This window comes from Bradyrhizobium sp. ORS 375 (assembly GCF_000239775.1).
In the GTDB taxonomy this organism is placed as follows: domain Bacteria; phylum Pseudomonadota; class Alphaproteobacteria; order Rhizobiales; family Xanthobacteraceae; genus Bradyrhizobium.
This window is the reverse complement of record NZ_CAFI01000494.1, coordinates 80,928-101,350: the sequence shown is the minus strand read 5'-3', so window position 1 is coordinate 101,350 and position 20,423 is coordinate 80,928. Positions and strand designations below refer to the sequence as shown.

The following is a 20,423-nucleotide window of genomic DNA, read 5'->3' as shown; positions in this document are numbered from 1 at the left end:
CGACGAGCCTCAGTACGAGCGGGGCATGCCGAGCACGTGCTCGGCGACGTAGGACAGGATCAGGTTGGTCGAGATCGGCGCCACCTGATACAGCCGCGTCTCGCGGAACTTGCGCTCGACGTCGTACTCCTCGGCGAAGCCGAAGCCGCCATGGGTCTGGATGCAGGCGTTAGCCGCCTCGAACGACGCGTCCGCTGCAAGCATCTTGGCCATGTTGGCCTCGGCGCCGCAGTCGAGCCCGGCCTCGTACTTGCGGGTGGCTTCCTTGACCATCAGCTCGGCCGCGCGCATCGAGGCATAGGCCTTGGCGATCGGGAACTGGATGCCTTGGTTCTGGCCGATCGGCCGGCCGAACACAATGCGCTCCTTGGCATAGGCGGTCGCCTTGGCGATGAACCATTTGGCGTCGCCGACGCATTCGGCCGCGATCAGGATGCGCTCGGCATTCATGCCGGAGAGGATGTAGCGAAAACCCTTGCCTTCCTCGCCGATCAGGTTCTCCGCCGGCACGCGCATGTCGGTGAAGAACACTTCGGTGGTGGCGTGGTTCATCATCGTGCGGATCGGACGGATGGTGAGCCCGGCCTTCTTGGCCTCGCGCATGTCGACGATGAAGACGGAAAGACCCTCGGTGCGCTTCTGCACCTGGTCCTTCGGCGTGGTGCGCGCCAGCAGGATCATCAGGTCGGAATATTCGGCGCGGCTGGTCCAGATCTTCTGGCCGTTGACGATGTAGCTGTCGCCGTCGCGCTTCGCGACCGTCTTCAGAGAGGTCGTGTCGGTGCCCGAGGTCGGCTCGGTCACGCCGAATGCCTGCAGCCGCAACTCGCCGCTGGCGACCTTCGGCAGCCATTTCGCCTTCTGCTCGGCGGAGCCGTGCCGGAGCACGGTGCCCATCGTGTACATCTGCGCATGGCAGCCGCCGCCATTACAGCCGGCGCGCTGGATCTCCTCCAGGATCGCCGCCGCCGCCGACAGCTTCAGGCCGGCGCCGCCATATTCCTCGGGGATCAGCACCGAGAGGTAGCCGGCCTGCGTCAGCGCGTCGACGAAGGCGGACGGATAGGCCATCTCGCGATCGAGCTTGCGCCAATATTCGCCGGGGAACTGCGCGCAGAGCTTGGCCACTGCGTCGCGGATGTCGGCGTAATCGTCGTGCTGATGCTGCTCTGTCATGTGTTGCTCCGCGGGCCGCCGTGACGATGGCCTGGGCTCTCTCCCTGAACGTGTTCCTGATAGCCTATGACCAAGCGGGTCACGCTTGGCAAGCTTGGAATGCCAGCGTTGCAGCCGGGCTGCCTTGCCGGAGCAACAGGGCAAGGGGGCCGGCGGTCACGTTCTAGCTGATGGGAAATCCGAGATGGTCGCGGAAACGGTTCTTGAGGAAGACACCGTCGCGCGCGGGCAGCGCGCGATGGACGTGATCGGTCGAGATCGCCACGCGTGCAAAATGCGGCCCGGACAAATCATGCAGCTTCGGCCTGAAGGCGTCGAGCGCCGCGCTGTCCTCGATCGTGCTGACGGACGGAAAGCCGGCGCCGGTCGCGATCAGCTCCAGCCGGGCGCCGAGCCCCGAATGGCTCATCTGCATCCCGGTCTCGCCGAAATGGGCGTTGTCGAGCACGACGATCGAGAGGTTGCGCGGCTGCTTCGCCGCCGAGGTCGCGAGGCTGCCGAGTCCCATCAACTGCTCACCGTCGCCGGTGATGACGGCGACCGGCCGCGACGGCTGCGCCAGCGCGAGGCCGAGGCCGATCATGGCGGCCCCGCCCATCGCGCCCCAAAGGTAGAAATTCGCGGCATGGTCGCCGGCGGCAAACACGTCGTAGGACGACGAGCCGAGGCCGCAGACGACCAGCAGGTCGCGGCGGTCCTGCAGCAGCGCCTTGACGGCGGCGCGGCGTTCGAGTGCGGCACGCATCACTTGCCCTCCGTCCACTTCTTGGCGCCGATCATGCGCTGGGAGATCAGCACCGCGATCGGCTGATCGCTGTCATAGGCAAGCCTCGCGGCGGCCGCCGCCATCTCGCCGGCGTCCTCGGGTCGCTCGAGGCGGAACACGGTGACGCCCATGATCTCGAAGGCGGCCTGCGTCGCCTTGCCCATCGGCACCTGCCACGGATTAAACTCGGCCCATTCGCCGCGCATGGTCACGAAGGTGAGAAACGGAAAACGGCAGCTCTGCAGCAGCGAGAGCATGTTGACGCAATTGCCGACGCCGCTCGACTGCATCAAGAGCACCGCGCGCTGGCCGCCGAGCCAGGCGCCGGCCGAGAGCGCGACGCCTTCCTCCTCGGTGGTGAGCACGGTCGTCGCGATCGCCGGATCGTCATGCGCGAGCCGGATCAGGCGGGAATGACCGGCGTCGGGGACATAGCAGAGCTGCCGGACGGAGGCCGCCTTCAGCGCCTGGTAGATGGCGAGCGGCCAGTCGGGAGATGGGATCGGCGTGTCGGAAGCGGCCATGACGTCCTGAGTTTCATGAGCACCAATGGTGCAACGGATGATTTAGCCAGAAATGAACCGGGAAGCCTATTCAATCTCTCTCTGACCCGTCATGCCGGATTCTCATAGGGAGCCGGGGGCCTCATGGTTCGAGACGCGCCGCGAGCGGCGCTCCTCACCATGAGGGTTAAGAATCCCGCCCCTTGCGCGACGGCGCCACCCCTCATGGTGAGGAGCCGCGCAGCGGCGGCTCGAACCATGAGGCCGAGGTCTCGAACCTCGCTCTTCGAGACGCCCGCCTGTCGGCGGGCTCCTCAGAGTGATGGGCGAACGCACTCACCCGGGAATTCGCACCGGCAGGCTCTCATATCCCCGCACGAAGCTGGAATAGACCCGCTTCGGCTCGCCCACGACCTCGATGCGGTCAAAGCGCTTGAGGATTTCCTGCCAGACGATGCGCAGCTGCAGCTCGGCGAGGCGCATGCCGACGCAGCGATGGATGCCGAAGCCGAAGGACAGGTGGATGCGCGGCCGCTTGCGGTCGATGATGAAGGCGTCGGGATGCTCGATCACCTCGCCGTCGCGGTTGCCCGAGACGTACCACATGACCACGCGATCGCCCTTCCTGATCTTCTGGCCGCCCAGCTCGGTGTCGACCAGCGCAGTGCGCCGCATATGCGCGAGCGGCGTCTGCCAGCGGATCACCTCGGGCACCATGGTCTCGATCAGCGCCGGATTGTCGCGCAGCTTCTGGTACTCGGCCGGGTTCTCGTTCAGCGCCAGCACCGACGCCGTCATGGTGTTGCGCGTGGTGTCGTTGCCGCCGACGATGAGCAGGATCAGATTGCCCATCAGATTGTCCGGCGTCATGTGGCGCGTCGCCTCGCTGTGCGCCATCATCGAGATCAGGTCGCGGCCCGGATTGGCCTGGCGTTCCTTCCACATCCGGCCGAACGTCTCGGCGCAATCGGCGAGCTCGCGCCGGCGCTCCTCCTCCGAGGAGACGATGCCGCTCTTGGGCAGGGCGGTGGAGACATCGGACCAGCGCGTCAGCTTCCGGCGCTCCTCGAACGGGAAGTCGAACAAGGTCGCCAGCATCTGCGTCGTGAGCTCGATCGAGACCTTTTCCACCCAGTTGAAAGTCTCATTGCGCGGCAGCGAGTCGAGCACCTTGGCCGAGCGCTGCCGGATCAGCACCGCCATCTCGTCGAGATGCTCCGGCGTGAACATCGGCTGCACCGTCTTGCGCTGCTCGCCATGGCGCGGCTCGTCCATCGCGATGAAGCTCGGCCATTCATAGCCGGGCGGCACGTCGCGGATCATGATGCCGCCATTGCTGACATCGGACGAGAAGAGCGCGTGATTGGTGTCGACATGCATGATGTCGTGGTAGCGCGTCACGGACCAATAGGGCTCGATCGGCGCCTTGGTGCAGTAATGCACCGGCGCTTCCTTGCGCAGCCGCTCGAACCACGGCCACAGCGTGTCGTTCTGGAACAGCCGCGGCGCGCCCGGATGGAAGTCCTCGATCGGCGTCGAATAGGCCTCCAGCCGCGCGTCGCGCAGCAGATCGGCATGGTCGGAACGAAGCGCGGCCTGGGCGGTCATGGGGTGGTCCTTTGCTGAACTTTCGAGTCTCGATAACGAATAAAGTATGGTTGCCGTCCGTCATTGCGAGCGAAGCGAAGCAATCCAGGGCCGGAAAGAAAGTCTGGATTGCTTCGTCGCCTTCGGCTCCTCGCAATGACGGAGTTCGTGGATAAGATGCGTAGGGTGGGCAAAGCGAAGCGTGCCCACCGTCTTTCGCGCCAGTCGCGAGATGGCGGGCACAGCATTCGCACGGTGCGCGACCGACTTTGCCAACCCTACCGTCCCTAAATCCAACCTATGCCGCAATCTTCACCGGCAGTGTCTCATATCCCTTCACAAAGCTGGAATAGACCCGCTTGGGCTCGTCCATCACGTCGATATGATCGAAGCGCTTCAGGATCTCCTCCCAGATGATCTTCAGTTGCAGCTCGGCCAGCCGCAGGCCGACGCAGCGGTGAATGCCGAACCCGAATGACAAGTGTTGGCGCGGGCGGGCGCGGTCGATGATGAAGTCATAGGGGCGCTCGATCGCCGCCTCGTCGCGGTTGCCCGAGACGTACCACATCACGACCTTGTCGCCCTTCTTGATCTGCCTGCCGCGGAACTCGATATCCGCAAGCGCGGTGCGGCGCATGTGGGCGAGCGGCGTCTGCCAGCGGATCACCTCCGGCACGAAGCTGTCGATCAAAGCCGGATTGGCCTTGAGCTTGCGGTATTGATCCGGATTCTGGCTCAGCGCGTAGATGCTGCCCGACATCGTGTTGCGCGTGGTGTCGTTGCCGCCGACGATGAGGAGCACGAGATTGCCGAGGAAGTTCTTCGGATCCATGTTCTTGGTGGCCTCGCTGTGCGCCATCATCGACAGCAGGTCGCTCTTTGGCGGCTGGCTGGCGCGCTCCTGCCACAGCCGCGCGAAATAGCGCGCGCACTCCATCAGTTCGGCCTGCCGCTCGTCCTCGGTTGCGACCAGCCCGCCGGGGCCGGGAAGTGTGGTCGCGATATCGGACCAGCGCGTCAGCTTGCGGCGGTCTTCCCAGGGGAAGTCGAACAGCACGGCCAGCATCTGCGTGGTCAGCTCGATCGAGACGCGGTCGACCCAGTCGAACACCTCGCCGACGGGCAGGTTGTCGAGGCATTCGGCCGAGCGCTTGCGGATATTGATGGCGAGCTCGTCGAGATGCGTGGGCGTGAACATCGGCGCGACCGTCTTGCGCTGCGCGGCATGACGCGGCGGGTCCATCGCAATGAAGCTTTCGCGGCGCAGGTCGGGCGGGACGTCGCGGATGGTGATGCCGCCGAGCGCCGAGGCCGAGGAGAACACCGCGTGATTGGTCTCGATCTCCATGATGTCGTCGTAGCGGGTGATCGACCAATAGGGGCCGAACATCGACTCCTTGCAGTAGTGCACCGGGTCGTCGCGGCGCAGCCGGTCGAAATAAGGCCAGTGCGTGTCGGTGCGGAACAGCTCGGGATTGCCAGGATCGAATTCGGTGAGCGGCAACGCGGCTGCGCGCTGGGCGGCTTCATCCATCGCAGGCGTGGCTGCGCCGGCCTGCCTGAGTGCCTCGGCCGTATTGGCGGTCCCGTGCATGGACGTCTCCCCTGAGGCCGGATTCTTGGTGTGTCCGGCGATATTTGGCGCGATTACATCCTGCCCGGGAGCGCTGGGCAAGCGCGGAGTTTGACGGGGACTGACCTGTCCGGTCTTGCGTCGCAACGCTGGCATTCAACAGGATGTCGGGCGTGACAAGCGCCACGTCACGGAATATGGCTGTGGGCCAATGTTGCAAAGCAGAAGACTAGCAGGAGGCCGCCATCATGATCGCCAACGCGCAGCGCATGTTCAACTTCGATCTCGGCGAGACCGCCGATGCGATCCGCGAGACGGTGGCTAGTTTCTCACAGAACGAGATCGCGCCCCGTGCCGCCGAGATCGATCGTTCCAACCAGTTTCCGCGTGACCTCTGGCCCAAGATCGGCGAGCTCGGCCTGCACGGCATCACCGTCGAGGAGGAGTATGGCGGGGCGGGGCTCGGCTATCTCGAGCACTGCATCGCCATGGAGGAGATCTCGCGCGCCTCGGCCTCGGTCGGCCTGTCCTACGGCGCCCATTCCAACCTCTGCGTCAACCAGATCCGTCGCAACGGCAACGAGGCGCAGAAGCGCAAATACCTGCCCAAGCTGATCTCGGGTGAGCATGTCGGCTCGCTGGCGATGTCCGAGCCTCAGGCCGGCTCCGACGTGGTGTCGATGAAGACCCGCGCGGACAGACGCGGTGACCGCTTCGTTCTCAACGGCAACAAGATGTGGATCACCAACGGCCCGGTCGCCGAGACGCTGGTCGTGTATGCCAAGACCGATCCGCAGGGCGGCCCGCGCGGCATCACCGCCTTCCTCATCGAGAAGGGCATGAAGGGATTCTCGACCGCGCAGAAGCTCGACAAGCTGGGCATGCGCGGCTCCGACACCTGCGAGCTGGTGTTCGAGGATTGCGAGGTGCCGGAGGAGAATGTGCTGGGACAGGTCGGCCGCGGCGTCAACGTGCTGATGTCGGGCCTCGACTATGAGCGCGCCGTGCTCGCGGCCGGCCCGCTCGGCATCATGCAGGCCTGCATGGACGTGGTGCTGCCTTACGTGCATGAGCGCAAGCAGTTCGGCCAGCCGATCGGCACCTTTCAGCTGGTGCAGGGCAAGGTCGCCGACATGTACACCACGATGAATGCCGCGCGCGCCTATGTCTATGCGGTGGCCAAAGCTTGCGATCGCGGCGAGACCACGCGCGAGGACGCCGCCGGCGCGATCCTGTTTGCGGCGGAGAAGGCGACGCAATGCGCGCTCGACGCGATCCAGCTGCTCGGCGGCAACGGCTACATCAACGACTACGCGACCGGCCGGCTGCTGCGTGACGCCAAGCTCTATGAGATCGGCGCTGGCACCAGCGAGATCCGGCGCATGCTGATCGGGCGGGAATTGTTCGAGAAGACATCCTGAGGTAGCTGCCTGAGCCGTCGCGCGGACGCGACCCGCGTTCGCCAACCGGCCAGCGGCCAATAATTTGATTCATCACCTTTCAGGCCGGTGTTTTTTTCCGGCCGACTTGCGTACAAAATACGTCGAACCTCGGAGTCGCCCCGGCGACCAACTGCCGAGGTATTTGGGCATATTGTATGTCATTGCGTGTGTCGGAGGCGTGACCCGTGAACCAGATGAGCTACGTTCCGGGGCAGCCGCCGCCGCTTCCGCCGCTCACCGCCACCTTCTCCGGCTCGCGCAATGATTTCTTCAGGCTGGTGAGCCGTGGTGCGGCCATCGAACTCATCACTCTCGGCTTCTACCGGTTCTGGCTCGCGACCGACATCCGCAGGCATCTCTGGGTCAACACGGCTGTCGACGGCGATTCCGCCGAATATACCGGCCGCGGCAAGGAGCTCCTGATCGGCTTCCTGTTCGCCATGGCGATCCTGGTGCCGATCTACCTTGCCTACTTTCTCGTCACGGTCGAAGCCGAGCGCTATGAGGGATTTGCCAGCGTGCCGCTGGTGATTGCGTTCTACGCGTTCGGCCAGTTTGCGATCTATCGGGCCCGGCGCTATCGCCTGACCCGCACGGTGTGGCGCGGCGTGCGGTTCTGGATGGACGGCTCGGGCTGGGCCTATGCCGGGCGCGCCATGCTGTGGACGCTGCTCGCAGTGGTCACCGTCGGGCTGGCATGGCCGTGGCGGGCGGCTGCGCTCGAACGCTACAAGATGCGGCACTCGCATTACGGCAACCTGCGCGGCGATTTCGAGGGGCGCGGCTGGGAGTTCTTCAAGCGGGCGTGGGTGCTGTGGCTGCTCGCGCCGTTCGCCTTCGTGCTGTTTCCGCTGCTGCCGTTCGTCTATGCGCGGTTCAAGGCCGTCGAGTGGCGGTGGTGGCTGTCGGGTATTCGCTTCGGCGGCGTGCGCATCGAATCGGACCTGCCCGGCAATGCGTTCTACGGGCTGTATTGGAAAGTGATCGGCTGGTGGTTCTTGCTGTCGATCGCCTCGAGCATCTATTTCGGCGGCGTCGCCGCGCTGATGTTCAAGCTGATGGGGCCGGTCGAGGCCGGCCAGCTTCAGGCGCAGGCGCTTTCCAACAACATTCCGATGCTGGTGCTGATGGGATTTGGCTACATCGCGCTGATCCTGGCGCTCAACGTCGTGATGCGCCTCTATCTGGTGCGCGACATGTGGACGACGGTGCTCCAGTCCGTTCAAGTGCATGGCATCGAGGCCATGGCCGATGTCGCCGCCAAGGGCGATCTGGCCAGCGCGCTCGGCGAAGGGTTTGCCGATGGACTCGACGTCGCCGGATTCTGAGTCCGAGCCCAGCGCCGCGCACGGTCCCATGGCGCACGGTCCCATGGGCGGGACGCCGGCTGAACCGGCCGCTGCTCCGCCGAGCGGCCCTGTAAGTGGCCCTGGCACCTATTTCGACGGCTTGTCCAATCGGCGGCAGAGCGTCACGATCGGCTTTGCCAATCAGCTGGTGATGCGGAGCGCCGACAATTTCGTTTCCTGGCCCTACGAGGACATCCGTCGCGTCGACGGACCGAGCGGCACGCTGCGCGTCAGCTGCCTGTCCGCCTCTCCGCTGGCGAGGCTCGAACTCCGCGACCCCGCGCTGGCCGCCGAGCTGATCGCTCGCTGCAGCCATATCGACCAGAACAGCCTCACCCGGGGCGCCATCGCGCGCATCATCGGCTGGTCGCTGGCGGCCGCGGCGTCGATCGTGGCCGTCGTGCTGGTCGTGCTGCCCGTTGCCGCCGACCGGCTGACGCCGTTGGTGCCGGCGACGATGGAGCGGCATCTCGGCGAGGCCGCCGTGGTGCAGATCAAGACGGTGTTTGGTGACAAGGTCTGCAGCGAGGCGGCCGGGCAGGCCGCGTTCGGCAAGCTGGTCACCGCGCTGCGCAAGCCGGCCGGGCTCGACGAGTCGCTCACGGCTGAGGTCCTCGACACGCCGATCCCGAATGCCTTCGCGCTGCCGGGCGGACGCTTCTTCCTGTTCAGGGGCCTGCTCGACAAGGCCGATGCGGCGGACGAGGTCGCCGGCGTGCTGGCGCATGAGCTCGGCCATCTGAAGCACCGCGACAACCTGCGGCAGCTGATCCACAATGGCGGCAGCTCGTTCCTGATCGGCCTGCTGTTCGGCGACGTCACCGGCGCGGGCGCGGCGATCTTCGCCTCGCGCACCATGATCAGCGCATCCTATTCGCGCGAGGCGGAGGAGGCGGCCGACGGCTTCGCGATCGACGTGATGCACAAGCTCGGACGCCCGACCCGCCCGATGGGCGAGCTGCTGTTCCGCATCACCGGCAAGGAGGACGGCAAGCCGTCGCTATGGGCGAGCCATCCCCTGACCGAGGATCGCCTCGCCCGCATGCGCGCCGCCGACCGCCCCGCCAGTGGCCCGCCGCTGCTCGACGCGGAGGAGTGGAAGGCGCTGAAGGGGATTTGCAGGTAGCAGGCGGTGATGACATTCGCGACCTGTCACGGCGACGATGGTGCGCCTGGTGTCGATTTGTGCCAACAGCGTTGCCCCACATTCGTTGTCGTCCCTGCGAACGCAGGGACCCATACGCCGCGGCCTCTGTAAGAGGCAAACTGAGCGACGCCGGCTTCTAACAACAAAGTTTGGTGGTTATGGGTCCCTGCGTTCGCAGGGACGACAGCGGAGTTTGGGGCGGCGTCTGGGCTCTCAACGGTGCCTGTCAGAGCGCTTTCGATCAACCCCCCGCCTCACTCCGCCAGATTGTTCACCTGCTTCACCCAGGCGCGGACATCCGTCAGCACCGCCGGCAGCACGGCCTTGACCTCGGCCAGCGTCATGCCCGCCTTGACGCGCGGGTCGTAGAGCAGGTTGAGGATGTACTGGTCGTAGACGTCGAAATAGCCCATCGAGACGTTGTCGTTGAACATCGTCCACGGCACGCTCGAGGTGTCGTTGATCGGCCCGAGCGATTGCAGCAGCTCCTCATAGGCGCAATCGAGGAAGACGAAGTCGCCATTGTCGACGGTCAGGATGACGTCGGAATGCTCGATCTCGAAGGCTTCGTTCTTGCGGAAACCGGACAGACATTGCGGGTCGAGCGAGGTCTTGATCTCGCGGGCGCGCTCGCTGCCATAGGCCTGGCTGATGGTGTGGTAGAGGTCGCGATCGCGCACCAACTTGACGCGGACGTTGGCGTCGTCGTCGCTGTCGGTCATCGCGATGTCGAGGTTGCGGACCCGGGCGGCGATGTCGCCGACCACCTTGGCAAGCTGCGCCTTGCGATCGGCGCGGCGCCCGTCGGCGAACACGCGCACCGGCGTGCTGTACTTGCGGATGCGGTCGACGCGTCCGGCGAGATGATATTCGGCGCCGAACGCGGTCTTGAAGAAGCCGTCGGTGATCTCGGCGTCGGTGAAGTTCTTCTTCTCGGCGCGCTGGCGCGCGGCGATCGCCGGGATCTCCGCGGTCGAGGCCGGCAGCGCCACCGTGGTGATCACGAGCGAGGCCAGCGCGGCGGTCAGGGCGACGGCCGCGGTCCGCAACGACCACCGGGAGCACAGAGGCTCCCGGCCTGGATGAGCGCCACGCCCCTGCGACATGATCCCGCGCGGTTCAGTTCTTCACGATCACCGTGGTGCCGACCGAGACGCGGTCATAGAGGTCGGTGACGTCGTCATTGGTCATGCGGAAGCAGCCCGACGACACCGCCTGACCGATCGTCTCCGGCTCGTTGGAGCCATGGATGCGGTACAGCGTGGAGCCGAGATACATGGCGCGGGCGCCGAGCGGGTTCTCGATGCCGCCGGCCATGTGGCGCGGCAGATCGGGGCGGCGGCGCAGCATCTGCGAGGGCGGCGTCCAGGCCGGCCATTCCTTCTTGGCGGTGATGCGGTGCACGCCGCTCCAGCGGAACCCGTCGCGGCCGACGCCGATGCCGTAGCGCAGCGCCTGGCCGCCCGGCAGCACCAGATAGAGCCGGCGCTCTCCGGTGTTCACCACGATGGTGCCCGGCGCATATTCGCTCTGGAACATCACGGTCTGGCGCGGAATCGGGCTGACGCCGCTTTGATAGAAGTTCGGCCCGCCGCCGAAAATGTCCCTGGTGTCGAACATCTCCGCCCGCGCCATGCCGACGCTGGCCACCGACGCGACTGCAGCAATTCCCAAAGCAATAGACCGCTTCATTTCCATCCCCTGGCAAACATCAAAATCCGTTCGCAGACAGGCCATAAACGGTTGCATTCCGCAACCCACGGCGGCGTGAGGCCGGTATGTGGCGGCGCTCCGTGACCAAAATCCCACGGAAAATCGCGCAGCGCCTGGACCAACATCCTGTTAGCCAAGACCACGCATGGGCTGCGCGGCGATGGCAGCAATGCGGCCAGCCCCTTTGACGCCGCAGGCGAACAATGATTGATCTGCCCGGCATTGCAAATGGCGCGCGGAATCAACGGGAGAATAGGATGAACGGAGCGGAAAGCCTGGTACGGACCCTGGTCGCGGGGGGCGTTGACGTCTGCTTTACCAATCCGGGCACGTCCGAGATGCATTTCGTCGCCGCGCTCGACCGGGTCGAGGGCATGCGCTGCGTGCTCGGCCTGTTCGAGGGCGTGGTGACCGGCGCCGCCGACGGCTATTTCCGCATGAAGGGCACGCCGGCTTCGACCCTGCTGCATCTCGGCCCCGGCCTCGCCAACGGTCTCGCCAACCTGCACAACGCCAAGAAGGCGCGCTCCGGCATCGTCAACATCGTCGGGCAGCACGCCACCTACCACATCGGCTTCAACGCGCCGCTGACCTCGGACATCGAGGGCCTGGCGCGGCCGATGTCCGACTGGGTGCGGACCTCGCCCTCCGCCAAGGCCGTCGCTGCCGACGGCGCCGCCGCGATCGCCGCCGCCAAGAGCGCGCCGCCGCAGATCGCCACGCTGATCCTGCCCGCCGACACCGCCTGGAACGAGGCCGACGGCATCGCCCAGGTTCCCACCGACGCGCAGCGCCCGAGCTATTCGGACGACGCGGTCGAGAAGGCCGCCAAGATCCTGCATGCCCACGGCCCGGACACGCTGGTGCTGATGACCGCGGGCGCGCTGACTGAGCAGGCGCTGACCTTCGCCCAGCAGATCGCCGGCAAGACCGGCTGCCGCGTGATGGGCCAGACCTATCACCCCCGCATGGCGCGCGGCGCCGGCCGCTTCTCGATCGACCGCATTCCCTATGTGATCGAGCAGGCGCTGCCGATCCTGAAGAACTACAAGCACATCGTGCTGGTCGAGGCCAACGACCCCGTGGCCTTCTTCGCCTATCCGAACAAGCCGAGCATGCTGAAGGCCGAGGGTACCGAGGTGCACCGCATGACCGCCTGGGGCGAGAACTCGGCCGCCGCGCTCGAGGCGCTGGCCGGCCATCTCGGCGCCAAGGCCGCCGACGTGAAGCCGCAGGCGCTCGCCGAGCTGATCAAGCCGACCGGCGCGCTCAACCACACCACCATCGCCCAGGCGATCGCCTATGCGATCCCGGAGAACGCGATCGTCGTCGACGAATCCATCACCACCGGCCGCGGCTTCTTCCCGCCGACGGCCGCCGCCAAGCCGCATGACTGGCTCCAGAACATGGGCGGCTCGATCGGCTTCTCGACCCCCGTGGCGACCGGCGCGGCGGTGGCCTGTCCCGATCGCAAGGTGATGTGCCTCGTCGGCGACGGCAGCGCGATGTACACGATCCAGTCGCTGTGGACCCAGGCGCGCGAGAATCTCAACGTCGTCACCGTCGTGTTCGCCAACAGGATCTACCAGATCCTGCGCGGCGAGTTCGACGGCGTCGGCGCCGGCCAGCCCGGCCAGCGCGCCCAGGACATGCTGAAGATCGACCGCCCGACGCTCGACTTCGTCGCGATGGCCAAGGGCATGGGCGTTCCCGGCCGCGCCGTGACCACGGCGGACGAGTTCAATGCGGCACTGGCCGAGGCCAACGCCGAATACGGCCCGCGCCTGATCGAAGTGCAGATGTAAGCCCTCTGCCTCAGCCGGCGGCCGCAAATCGGCCGCCGGTCGATGGCAGCGTGATTGCCGCATTTTGATGGTTGGCGACTCAGCACGAACGCGTGTTGATGGTGACGTCTCCATCGTTTGTTCTGTTTGGGCGGCATGCACAGCGAATTGAACCGGCTGATATCTGCGCTGCAGGAGTTCTACGCGCGCGAGCGCTTCATCCTCGACCGCGATCTCGGTGAGCGCGCCCTGACGCACCGGCTGTCCGTGCATGTAGAGCGCAACTTCCTCGGCTGGGACGTCGACTGCGACTACAACCGGCTCGGCGACCGCGCCATGCTGCTGCCGCGCGGCTCCATCGTGTCGACCGACGACGAGCTGGCAAAGTCGATCTATCCCGACATCGTCGTGCACAAGCGCGCCGTGCCCCACAATCTGCTGGCCATCGAGGTCCGCAAGGCCACGAACCACCAGCCGCTCGCGCACGACCGCCACAAGCTGATGGCGCTGACCGACCCGCATCTGTGGTTTGCCTATTGGATCGGCGTGCTGGTGATTCTCGACCGCCGTAGCGTGATCACGCCGGAGGTCTATGTCGGCGCAAGGATCGACCCGGCGCTGTCGGCCTGGTTCGCGGGACGATTGCAGCAGATGGGGCTGTCGGCGGGATAAGGAATTCCGTTGCGGGACCGCCGGAGGTGGTGAGTGGCCGCTTGTGTGCAGCGCCGTCTCGAACCAGGAGGCCCGAAATGCCGAACAAGGCCCGGCCTCATTGCTGTGACGAGACCATGTGGCCCGAGGCAGTGGCGGACGCCGGGCGTGCCCTGGAGGCACGCCCGCGCTGCAAGCCTACTTCGACATGCCGTCGCCCGCCGGCTTCTTCGCCGACTTCTTCTTCGTCTTGCTCATCTTCATGTCGTCGCCCGAAGCCATGGCATCGCCGCTCTTGGCCGCCTGGCCGGTGGTCGTCATCGGCTTCTCGGTCGACTGGGCAAGAGCGGCCGACGAGACGAATGCGAGGGCGGCGGTGGCGATGATCAGTTTACGCATGCGGAAAACCTCCGTGGTTGGAACGCGCGGACCATAGGCGGATTCGATCCGCGGCGTTCTGACGCATGAATCAGGAAAACGTGAGAGTGGCGCCCTGCAAAAGCCGCCTTGTCTATTCGCCGCAGCCCAGGCTGCGCAGCTTTCGTGGCAATGCCCGCGGCGCAGAGCGCCATGCGAAACCGCCGTAATGGCCGCGACGCGCGCGCGTGGCCGCATCATGGCGGCACGGCGACAACGTCGTGATGGCAGTGGCTCGGGGGCCCGGCATCACGGCGTGAGTCGCGCGGCGGGTGAGGTTTGGGAAACAGGCGCGACATCGCCAACCTCGGCCGAAGCGCCAAGGCGTGATGACTGCAGCACGCGTCGCGCTATTTCAGCGTTGATAGGAAGGCAACGACGTCGGCGCGTTCCTTCGCGTCGGCCAATCCCTTGAAGTACATCTTGACGCCGTGAACGTCGCCGCGCGGATCGGCGATGTAGGCGTCCAGGGCCGCAGCGGTCCACGGCGCCTTGTTGTTTTTCATGCTTTCGGAATAGGCGTAGTCCGGCACCGCCGCGGGCTGGCGGCCGACGACGTTCCAGAGGCTCGGGCCGACCTTGTTGATGCCGATCTCGGGCGAGTGGCAGTTCTGGCAGATGCGCAGGAAGATGCTCTTGCCTGCGGCGGGATCGCCGTCCAGCGCCCTGGCATCCGATGCGATGGTCGCGAAGGCGACGATGAGAACGATGCGTCGGAGCATGCTTTTCCCCCAAGGTTTGACGCGGAGACCAGGTTCGCGGCCGCGTCGTCAGCCGACCTCCGCATGATCAGGCCGGAGGCGGGCCGGCGTCCTTGTTCTGGATCAAGTCATGCGGTTGCCGTTACAGATCAAATCGCCTATTCTTCTAAAAAAACGAATGAAATCAAGCGGGCGCGAATGTCGTCCTGGGAGGTGCCTGGTGGCAGAAGCCGAGTCTCGGCCGACGCGCCCGTGCGGCGTGATCGCCACGAAGTCGAAGGCCGCGACGGTCGCGGCCGCGGCGGCGGAGATTTGCGACCAGTTGCCGGCCGACGGCTTGGCGATGGTGCTGATCTTCCTGTCGCCGCACTACGATCCCCACGACTTCATCGCCGCCATGACGGCGCGCCTCCCCAACACCCCGGTGTACGGTTGCACGACGGCGGGTGAGCTGTCGCCCGACGGCTGGGAGGATAACAGCGTGGTTGCCCTGGCCTTTGCCGCCGATGATTTCACCGTGAAGACGCAGCCGATCTTCGGCCTGTCCGGCTTTCGCGTCGATGAAGGGCGCCGCCTCGGCAACGAGCTTCGGCAGGAGCTGCTGCGCAACGGCGGCGTCGACGACGGCGTGTTCGGCCTGGTCCTGATCGACGGCATGTGCCAGCGCGAGGAGGCGATCATGTCGGCGATCTATGCGTCGCTCGACAACATTCCGCTGGTGGGCGGCTCGGCCGGCGATGGCCTGCGCTTCGAGCGCACCTGGGTGTTCCATGACGGCAAGGCCTACACCGATGCGGCGTTGCTGATCCTGATCAGGACCTCACTGCCGTTCCGGCTGTTCAAGTGCGACAATTTCGAGCCGACCTCGACCAAGATGGTGGTCACGGAAGCCGATCTCGAGCAGCGCATCGTCAAGCAGCTCAACGCCGAGCCGGCGGCGGAGGAATATTGCCGCGCCGTCGGCATCGCCGATTCCGAGCTCGACCCGTTCCTGTTCGCGGCTCACCCGGTGCTGGTGCGCGTCGGCGGCTCGTATTTCGCGCGCTCGATCCAGCGCGTCAGCCCGGATGGCTCGCTGCGCTTCTTCTGCGCGATCGACGAGGGCATGGTGCTCACGGCGGCGCGGTCGCGCAACTCGGTGGCGGCGGCGCGCGAGATGCTGGCCGAGGTCCGCGATGACCTGGGCGATGTCTCGATCTTCATCGGCTTCGAATGCATCCTCCGGCGTCTCGACGCCGAGCAGCACCAGTTCGCACGCGAGATGTCCGAGCTCTATCGCGACAACCGCATCGTCGGTTTCCATACCTATGGTGAGCAGTACGGGTCGATGCACGTCAATCAGACGCTGACGGGAGTCGCGATCGGCAAACGCGCCGGGGCGCCGCAATGAGCGGGTCGAACTCCGCGGAAGAGCTGCAGCGCGAGGCGGCCAAGCTCAGGAAGATCAACGCCGCGCTGATGTCCCGTGTCGAACGCTCGATGGACCAGCAGTTCAACGCGTTCTCGCTGTTCGAGACCGCGATCGCGCTGGATCAGCAGGTGCGCGAGCGGACGCGGCAGTTGCGCGACGCGCTGCATTCGATCGAGACGGCGAACAAGGATCTGTACCGGGCCAAGCAGCAGGCCGAAGCGGCCAGCTCGCTGAAATCCTCGGTCCTGATCTCCGTGACGCACGATCTGCTGCAGCCCCTCAATGCGGCGCGGCTGACGCTGTCGACCCTGGCGGACGAGGTCCAGTCCGATCGCGGAACGAGCATGCTCGGGCAGGTCGACCGCTCGCTGGCCATGCTCGAAGACCTTTTGCGGTCGCTGCTCGACATTGCCAAGCTGGACGCCGGCGCCCTGCGTCCGGATGTGCGGCCCATCCTGCTGTCGACCCTGTTCGAGCCGCTCGAACGCGAGTTCGCGCCGATCGCCGCCAAACGCGGGCTGTCTTTGCGCATCTGTCCAACCTCGCTCGCCGTGGTGTCCGATGCGATGATGCTGCGGCGCATTCTGCAGAACCTGCTCGCCAACGCCTTGCGTTACACGCGGCGCGGCGGGGTGGTGATGGGATGCCGGCGCGGGCCGGGCCGGGGGCGCGTTCGTATCGAGGTGTACGACACCGGGCCGGGCATCCCCAAGCCGCAGCAGGAAGCGATCTTCCTCGAATTTCAGCGCGGTCAGCCGAGCGCCGAGGATCAGGCCGGGTTCGGGCTGGGCCTGTCGATCGTCCGGCGTTTCGCCAATGCCCTGGATCATCAGGTCCGTCTGGCGTCGCGGATCGACCATGGCTCCACGTTCACGCTCGAGCTCGACCGGGCGGACCCGGCGGCGGTTCCGTCCGAGCCGCTGCCGGTGGATCAGATCTATGATGACTATAGCGGGTTCGAAGGCGCCAAGATCCTGCTGATCGAAAACGACCCGGCCGGCGCCGAGGCCATGGTGAGCTTGCTGGAGAAGTGGGGCTGCGACGTCGTGGCGACGGTCTCGTTGAAGGATGCCTTGCAACGCCTGAGCGCGCTCGGCGCGGTGCCCGAGACGATCATTGCGGATCTGCACCTGGATGCCGACGAGAGCGGAATCGCAGCAATTCGCGGCATCCGGCAGTTCATCGGCAGCGATGTGCCGGCGATGATCGTGACCGCCGATTATTCGGAGGCCGCCGCGAAGGAGGCCAGCGTGTACGGGCTCGAGATCCTGACCAAGCCGGTCAGGCCGGCGGAGCTCCGCGCGCTCCTGTCGTTCCTGCTGACGTGAGCGAGGCGGCATCCTCTGCCGACGCGCGTGCCTCACCGATCAGGTTCACGAAGTCGAGCTTCTCCATCTCGATGATGGCCTGGGTTCGGCTCGCGACCTGGAGCTTTCGCAGGATGTCCGAGACATGGACCTTCACCGTGGTCTCGCTGATCCCGAGCTCATAGGCGATCTGCTTGTTCTGTAATCCGCATCGGATCTGGTCGAGCACGCGTAGCTGCTGCGGCGTCAGGTCGTGCAGACGTTTCAGCAGATCCTGCGCCGGAAGCCTGGTGCGGCGCGCAGGCGCGACGCGTGTACTGGCCGGAACATGAACGTCGCCGCGCAGCACGCTGTTGATTGCGTCAGCCAGTTGCTCCTTGGATGCCGACTTCGAGACGTAGCCGGCCACCCCTAGCGCCAGGACATGGGCGACGAGCCGCGGGTCCTGATGCGCCGAGACGACGAGGATCGGCGTCCGCGGTGCCGATTTGCGCATACGAATGACACCGGAGAGGCCGGTGGTGCCGGGCGTCGAGAGGTCGAGCAGGATCAGGTCGAATCGCGGTGGAGACGACAGCAGGCCGATGGCCGCTTCGATGGACGTCGCCTCGCGCAGCTCGGCGTCGGGCAGCGCGACGCGGATCGCATTCTCCAGCGCCTCGCGAAACAGCGGATGGTCCTCGATGATCAGCAATCGAGCCACGTGCCTGCACTCCCCCGCCGGATCGAGATCCAGTCTTGCAGCGTCGCGGACTGACATTCGCTGCGATATCTTCGCATCGTCTTCGAGCGAACGGCAGAGCCATAGCCATAGCGATAGCGCGTTGCACCCGATCAATCAACGGACGCCGTTGACGCTGCGGCGTCCTGCGGAGCCGCCTATCGCGTTGCAGCAATCCGTCAAAGGCTATTGGTGCTTCCTGCGCGCCGCGTTTCGCGGGTTCTGGTGCTCGGTTGGAAGGTGCAGATCGATCTTGCCGGTTTCGACGACGGCCTTGTTGCGGCTGTACAGGCGGAGCTTGCGCAGAATCTCGGTGATGTGCGCTTTCACGGTCGATTCTGCGAGCTGCAGCTCGCCGGCGATGTCCCTGTTCTGGTAGCCGCGCCTGATCAGGTCGAGGACGCGAAGCTGTTGCGGCGTCAACTGCGCCAGGCGGGCCTGCAGCGCGCGTGACGAGCCATTCCCGCCGCGCTCGGCCGCGGGAAGCAGGTCCTTGGGCACCGACACCGAGCCGCTGAGCACCCGTTCGATGGCGGCCGTCAGCTCGCGCTTCGAGGTCGACTTCGGCAGATAGCCTGCAGCCCCGAGCGAAAGCGCCTCGCGCACGACGTGCTGGTCTTCTTCACTCGACACGATCGCGACCGGCAGCCGCGGATGCGCGGCGCGAAGCCGCAGGAATCCCGAAAAGCCGGCGGCGTCGGGCAGCGTCAGATCGAGCAGCGCCAGATCGATATCGGATTGGGATCCGAGGATGTTGAGCGCATCGGCAATCGACAGCGCCTCGAAGATCTGCGCATCCGGAAGCGCCAGCCGCACGGCGTTGCCGAGGGCTTCGCGAAACAGCGGATGATCGTCAATGATCAGGAAGCGCGTCATGTCCGGCTCTCGATTGTCACCAGCACGCTCCGGCTGACCCGCCAGATCGTGCCGGCCCGCCTGCGCTTCTTCAGTTGGCCGTTTCCGACGACTGCACGGTCTGCAGGAACGTATAGATGCTCTCGAACTGGTCGTCGGTAAAGACCTCCTTCCAAGCGGGCATGCCCTTGGACGGACGACCCTCGTGCACCGTGGTCCAGTATTTGTCGCGCATGTCTTCGCCATAGCGGGTCTGCAGCCGCCGCAGATCGATCCGGCGCTCCGCCTGCACGGCGTCGGGCCCGTGGCAATGCGCGCAGGTGCCGTTGAAGATCTCCTTGCCCGCCGCGACCACCTCGGCTTTCGGATCGCTCGCACTGGTGTCCGCAATTCTGGTCACCGGTGTCGCGGCGGCCGGCTGACGCAGGAACTGCGCAGGACTGCCGAGCGCGGCAAGCCGGATCGGAGACGGCGCGGCGCCGAACCTGACCGGCGGGTCGCTCGGAAGGCCGTATTTGGCAGCGAGCTCTGCGATCCGGCGTTCGAGCTGCGGCAACGCCGCGTCGATCTGGTCGCGCAGCTGCGTGGAGGTTCGCGCGAAGCCGATCGCAGCATCCCACGACAGGCCAGCGCCTTCGACGGGCTGAACCCGGAAGCGGCCTTCGTAGGCTGTCTTGTTGAGCCAGCCCGCGACCGGCCCCCACACGAAGGCGACGTCGGCCTTGTCCTGGGCGAGGGCGGCCATACCCTCCTCCGGCGTGAGCACCGTGACCTTCTCGATATCGTCGCGCTCCGCCAGCAGATTTTGCGGCGTCGTCTGATACTGAACCGCGACGCGCTTGCCGCGGAGGTCGTCGATGCCGCTCAAGGTCAGCGTGGGGCGGCTGACGAGCACATAGGCTTCGGTCAGGATCTTCTTCGAGAAGATCACGGCGGGCCCCATGAAATCAGCTGACAACGGCAGGCCGATCATCGCGTCGCACTGCCGGCCCAGCAGCGTCACGCGCACGGTCCGCTTGCCGAAATAGGATTTGTACCAGTCGTACGTGACCGGGCGGCCGATCTGCTGCGAAAGGGCTTGGCCGATCTCGACGTAGAATCCGGGCTGCGATGGACTATCGCTCGAGAACGGGAGATTGGTCGGATCCGCGCACAGGCGCAGCGGGTCCGGCTGGCTGGCCCATCCTGCCGCCGCCGACGTCAGCAGGGTGGACGCGGCCAATGCGACCAGGATCGTCGCACGTGCTGACAGTTCGGCGCTGGCCCGCCACTTCGAGCCGGTCTCACGGTTCGGGCGCATCCTCGATCCCTCCATAAATT

The 20,423-nt window shown here is 65.8% G+C and carries 19 protein-coding genes; 7 read left to right on the top strand and 12 right to left on the bottom strand.

Annotated elements, in window-relative coordinates:
- Positions 1-9: 9 nt before the first annotated feature.
- The 5 genes from BRAO375_RS34690 to BRAO375_RS34670 all read right to left on the bottom strand — a co-directional run bounded on the left by BRAO375_RS34690 (position 10) and on the right by BRAO375_RS34670 (position 5,626).
- Positions 10-1,176, bottom strand: a complete 1,167-nt coding sequence (locus BRAO375_RS34690) for an acyl-CoA dehydrogenase family protein (protein ID WP_009032096.1) — start codon at positions 1,174-1,176, stop codon at positions 10-12.
- A 163-nt stretch (positions 1,177-1,339) separates the two neighbouring features.
- On the bottom strand, positions 1,340-1,921 hold the full coding sequence (locus BRAO375_RS34685; protein ID WP_009032095.1) for a thiamine pyrophosphate-dependent enzyme: 582 nt from the start codon (positions 1,919-1,921) through the stop codon (positions 1,340-1,342).
- The gene (locus BRAO375_RS34680) at positions 1,921-2,466 is read right to left on the bottom strand and encodes a thiamine pyrophosphate-binding protein (RefSeq protein WP_009032094.1); all 546 of its coding nucleotides are present in this window, start codon (positions 2,464-2,466) and stop codon (positions 1,921-1,923) included. Before BRAO375_RS34680 ends, BRAO375_RS34685 begins: the two co-directional genes overlap by 1 nt.
- Before the next feature lie 315 nt (positions 2,467-2,781).
- Positions 2,782-4,053 (bottom strand): cytochrome P450, encoded by a 1,272-nt coding sequence (locus BRAO375_RS34675; RefSeq protein WP_009032093.1) that lies wholly within the window; start codon positions 4,051-4,053, stop codon positions 2,782-2,784.
- A gap of 277 nt (positions 4,054-4,330) precedes the next feature.
- A complete protein-coding gene (locus BRAO375_RS34670) occupies positions 4,331-5,626 on the bottom strand; it encodes a cytochrome P450 (RefSeq protein ID WP_009032092.1) in 1,296 nt (431 codons plus the stop codon).
- Positions 5,627-5,853: 227 nt separating this feature from the next.
- On the opposite strand from BRAO375_RS34670, the gene BRAO375_RS34665 reads away from it, so the two are divergent.
- The 3 genes from BRAO375_RS34665 (at position 5,854) to BRAO375_RS34655 (ending at position 9,522) form a co-directional block, all read left to right on the top strand.
- Positions 5,854-7,026 (top strand): isovaleryl-CoA dehydrogenase, encoded by a 1,173-nt coding sequence (locus BRAO375_RS34665; RefSeq protein ID WP_009032091.1) that lies wholly within the window; start codon positions 5,854-5,856, stop codon positions 7,024-7,026.
- A gap of 206 nt (positions 7,027-7,232) precedes the next feature.
- On the top strand, positions 7,233-8,375 hold the full coding sequence (locus BRAO375_RS34660) for a DUF898 family protein (RefSeq protein ID WP_502689004.1): 1,143 nt from the start codon (positions 7,233-7,235) through the stop codon (positions 8,373-8,375).
- Positions 8,350-9,522: a M48 family metallopeptidase gene (locus BRAO375_RS34655; protein ID WP_009032089.1), complete on the top strand. Its 1,173-nt coding sequence runs from the start codon at positions 8,350-8,352 to the stop codon at positions 9,520-9,522. The genes BRAO375_RS34660 and BRAO375_RS34655 overlap by 26 nt, the downstream gene beginning before the upstream one ends.
- Before the next feature lie 275 nt (positions 9,523-9,797).
- Here BRAO375_RS34655 and BRAO375_RS34650 read toward each other — a convergent pair whose 3' ends face one another.
- Together BRAO375_RS34650 and BRAO375_RS34645 are read right to left on the bottom strand one after the other, a co-directional pair.
- The gene (locus tag BRAO375_RS34650; protein WP_502689003.1) at positions 9,798-10,649 is read right to left on the bottom strand and encodes a DUF2927 domain-containing protein; all 852 of its coding nucleotides are present in this window, start codon (positions 10,647-10,649) and stop codon (positions 9,798-9,800) included.
- A gap of 13 nt (positions 10,650-10,662) precedes the next feature.
- The gene (locus tag BRAO375_RS34645; RefSeq protein ID WP_009032087.1) at positions 10,663-11,235 is read right to left on the bottom strand and encodes a L,D-transpeptidase; all 573 of its coding nucleotides are present in this window, start codon (positions 11,233-11,235) and stop codon (positions 10,663-10,665) included.
- A 278-nt stretch (positions 11,236-11,513) separates the two neighbouring features.
- On the opposite strand from BRAO375_RS34645, the gene BRAO375_RS34640 reads away from it, so the two are divergent.
- The gene (locus tag BRAO375_RS34640; RefSeq protein WP_009032086.1) at positions 11,514-13,061 is read left to right on the top strand and encodes an acetolactate synthase large subunit; all 1,548 of its coding nucleotides are present in this window, start codon (positions 11,514-11,516) and stop codon (positions 13,059-13,061) included.
- A 135-nt stretch (positions 13,062-13,196) separates the two neighbouring features.
- On the top strand, positions 13,197-13,712 hold the full coding sequence (locus tag BRAO375_RS34635; RefSeq protein WP_175345415.1) for a hypothetical protein: 516 nt from the start codon (positions 13,197-13,199) through the stop codon (positions 13,710-13,712).
- Between the two features lie 177 nt (positions 13,713-13,889).
- On the opposite strand, the gene BRAO375_RS34630 is transcribed toward BRAO375_RS34635, so the two are convergent.
- Both BRAO375_RS34630 and BRAO375_RS34625 read right to left on the bottom strand, forming a co-directional pair.
- Positions 13,890-14,090 (bottom strand): hypothetical protein, encoded by a 201-nt coding sequence (locus tag BRAO375_RS34630; protein WP_009032084.1) that lies wholly within the window; start codon positions 14,088-14,090, stop codon positions 13,890-13,892.
- A 368-nt stretch (positions 14,091-14,458) separates the two neighbouring features.
- Complete coding sequence (locus BRAO375_RS34625) at positions 14,459-14,830, bottom strand: c-type cytochrome (protein WP_009032083.1); 372 nt, start codon at positions 14,828-14,830, stop codon at positions 14,459-14,461.
- A 199-nt stretch (positions 14,831-15,029) separates the two neighbouring features.
- On the opposite strand from BRAO375_RS34625, the gene BRAO375_RS34620 reads away from it, so the two are divergent.
- Both BRAO375_RS34620 and BRAO375_RS34615 read left to right on the top strand, forming a co-directional pair.
- Positions 15,030-16,199, top strand: a complete 1,170-nt coding sequence (locus tag BRAO375_RS34620) for an FIST N-terminal domain-containing protein (protein ID WP_009032082.1) — start codon at positions 15,030-15,032, stop codon at positions 16,197-16,199.
- On the top strand, positions 16,196-17,548 hold the full coding sequence (locus tag BRAO375_RS34615; RefSeq protein WP_009032081.1) for a hybrid sensor histidine kinase/response regulator: 1,353 nt from the start codon (positions 16,196-16,198) through the stop codon (positions 17,546-17,548). The genes BRAO375_RS34620 and BRAO375_RS34615 overlap by 4 nt, the downstream gene beginning before the upstream one ends.
- Here the strand turns inward: BRAO375_RS34615 and BRAO375_RS34610 are convergent.
- From BRAO375_RS34610 to BRAO375_RS34600, 3 genes are all read right to left on the bottom strand, one after another.
- The gene (locus BRAO375_RS34610) at positions 17,502-18,230 is read right to left on the bottom strand and encodes a response regulator (RefSeq protein WP_035643633.1); all 729 of its coding nucleotides are present in this window, start codon (positions 18,228-18,230) and stop codon (positions 17,502-17,504) included. The two genes, BRAO375_RS34615 and BRAO375_RS34610, sit on opposite strands and share 47 nt — an antisense overlap.
- Before the next feature lie 204 nt (positions 18,231-18,434).
- Positions 18,435-19,124: a response regulator gene (locus BRAO375_RS34605; protein WP_009032079.1), complete on the bottom strand. Its 690-nt coding sequence runs from the start codon at positions 19,122-19,124 to the stop codon at positions 18,435-18,437.
- 70 nt (positions 19,125-19,194) lie between these two features.
- Positions 19,195-20,403, bottom strand: coding sequence for a c-type cytochrome (locus tag BRAO375_RS34600; RefSeq protein WP_009032078.1), 1,209 nt, complete (start codon positions 20,401-20,403; stop codon positions 19,195-19,197).
- Positions 20,404-20,423 lie beyond the last annotated feature (20 nt).

Coding starts and splice junctions, on each gene's coding strand:
- BRAO375_RS34690 (WP_009032096.1), bottom strand. CDS start 1,176: ATGACAGAGCAGCATCAGCACGACGATTACGCCGACATCCGCGACGCA.
- BRAO375_RS34625 (WP_009032083.1), bottom strand. CDS start 14,830: ATGCTCCGACGCATCGTTCTCATCGTCGCCTTCGCGACCATCGCATCG.
- BRAO375_RS34645 (WP_009032087.1), bottom strand. CDS start 11,235: ATGAAGCGGTCTATTGCTTTGGGAATTGCTGCAGTCGCGTCGGTGGCC.
- BRAO375_RS34605 (WP_009032079.1), bottom strand. CDS start 19,124: ATGACGCGCTTCCTGATCATTGACGATCATCCGCTGTTTCGCGAAGCC.
- BRAO375_RS34680 (WP_009032094.1), bottom strand. CDS start 2,466: ATGGCCGCTTCCGACACGCCGATCCCATCTCCCGACTGGCCGCTCGCC.
- BRAO375_RS34655 (WP_009032089.1), top strand. CDS start 8,350: ATGGACTCGACGTCGCCGGATTCTGAGTCCGAGCCCAGCGCCGCGCAC.
- BRAO375_RS34675 (WP_009032093.1), bottom strand. CDS start 4,053: ATGACCGCCCAGGCCGCGCTTCGTTCCGACCATGCCGATCTGCTGCGC.
- BRAO375_RS34615 (WP_009032081.1), top strand. CDS start 16,196: ATGAGCGGGTCGAACTCCGCGGAAGAGCTGCAGCGCGAGGCGGCCAAG.
- BRAO375_RS34640 (WP_009032086.1), top strand. CDS start 11,514: ATGAACGGAGCGGAAAGCCTGGTACGGACCCTGGTCGCGGGGGGCGTT.
- BRAO375_RS34650 (WP_502689003.1), bottom strand. CDS start 10,649: ATGTCGCAGGGGCGTGGCGCTCATCCAGGCCGGGAGCCTCTGTGCTCC.
- BRAO375_RS34630 (WP_009032084.1), bottom strand. CDS start 14,090: ATGCGTAAACTGATCATCGCCACCGCCGCCCTCGCATTCGTCTCGTCG.
- BRAO375_RS34635 (WP_175345415.1), top strand. CDS start 13,197: ATGCACAGCGAATTGAACCGGCTGATATCTGCGCTGCAGGAGTTCTAC.
- BRAO375_RS34600 (WP_009032078.1), bottom strand. CDS start 20,403: ATGCGCCCGAACCGTGAGACCGGCTCGAAGTGGCGGGCCAGCGCCGAA.
- BRAO375_RS34685 (WP_009032095.1), bottom strand. CDS start 1,921: ATGCGTGCCGCACTCGAACGCCGCGCCGCCGTCAAGGCGCTGCTGCAG.
- BRAO375_RS34665 (WP_009032091.1), top strand. CDS start 5,854: ATGATCGCCAACGCGCAGCGCATGTTCAACTTCGATCTCGGCGAGACC.
- BRAO375_RS34670 (WP_009032092.1), bottom strand. CDS start 5,626: ATGCACGGGACCGCCAATACGGCCGAGGCACTCAGGCAGGCCGGCGCA.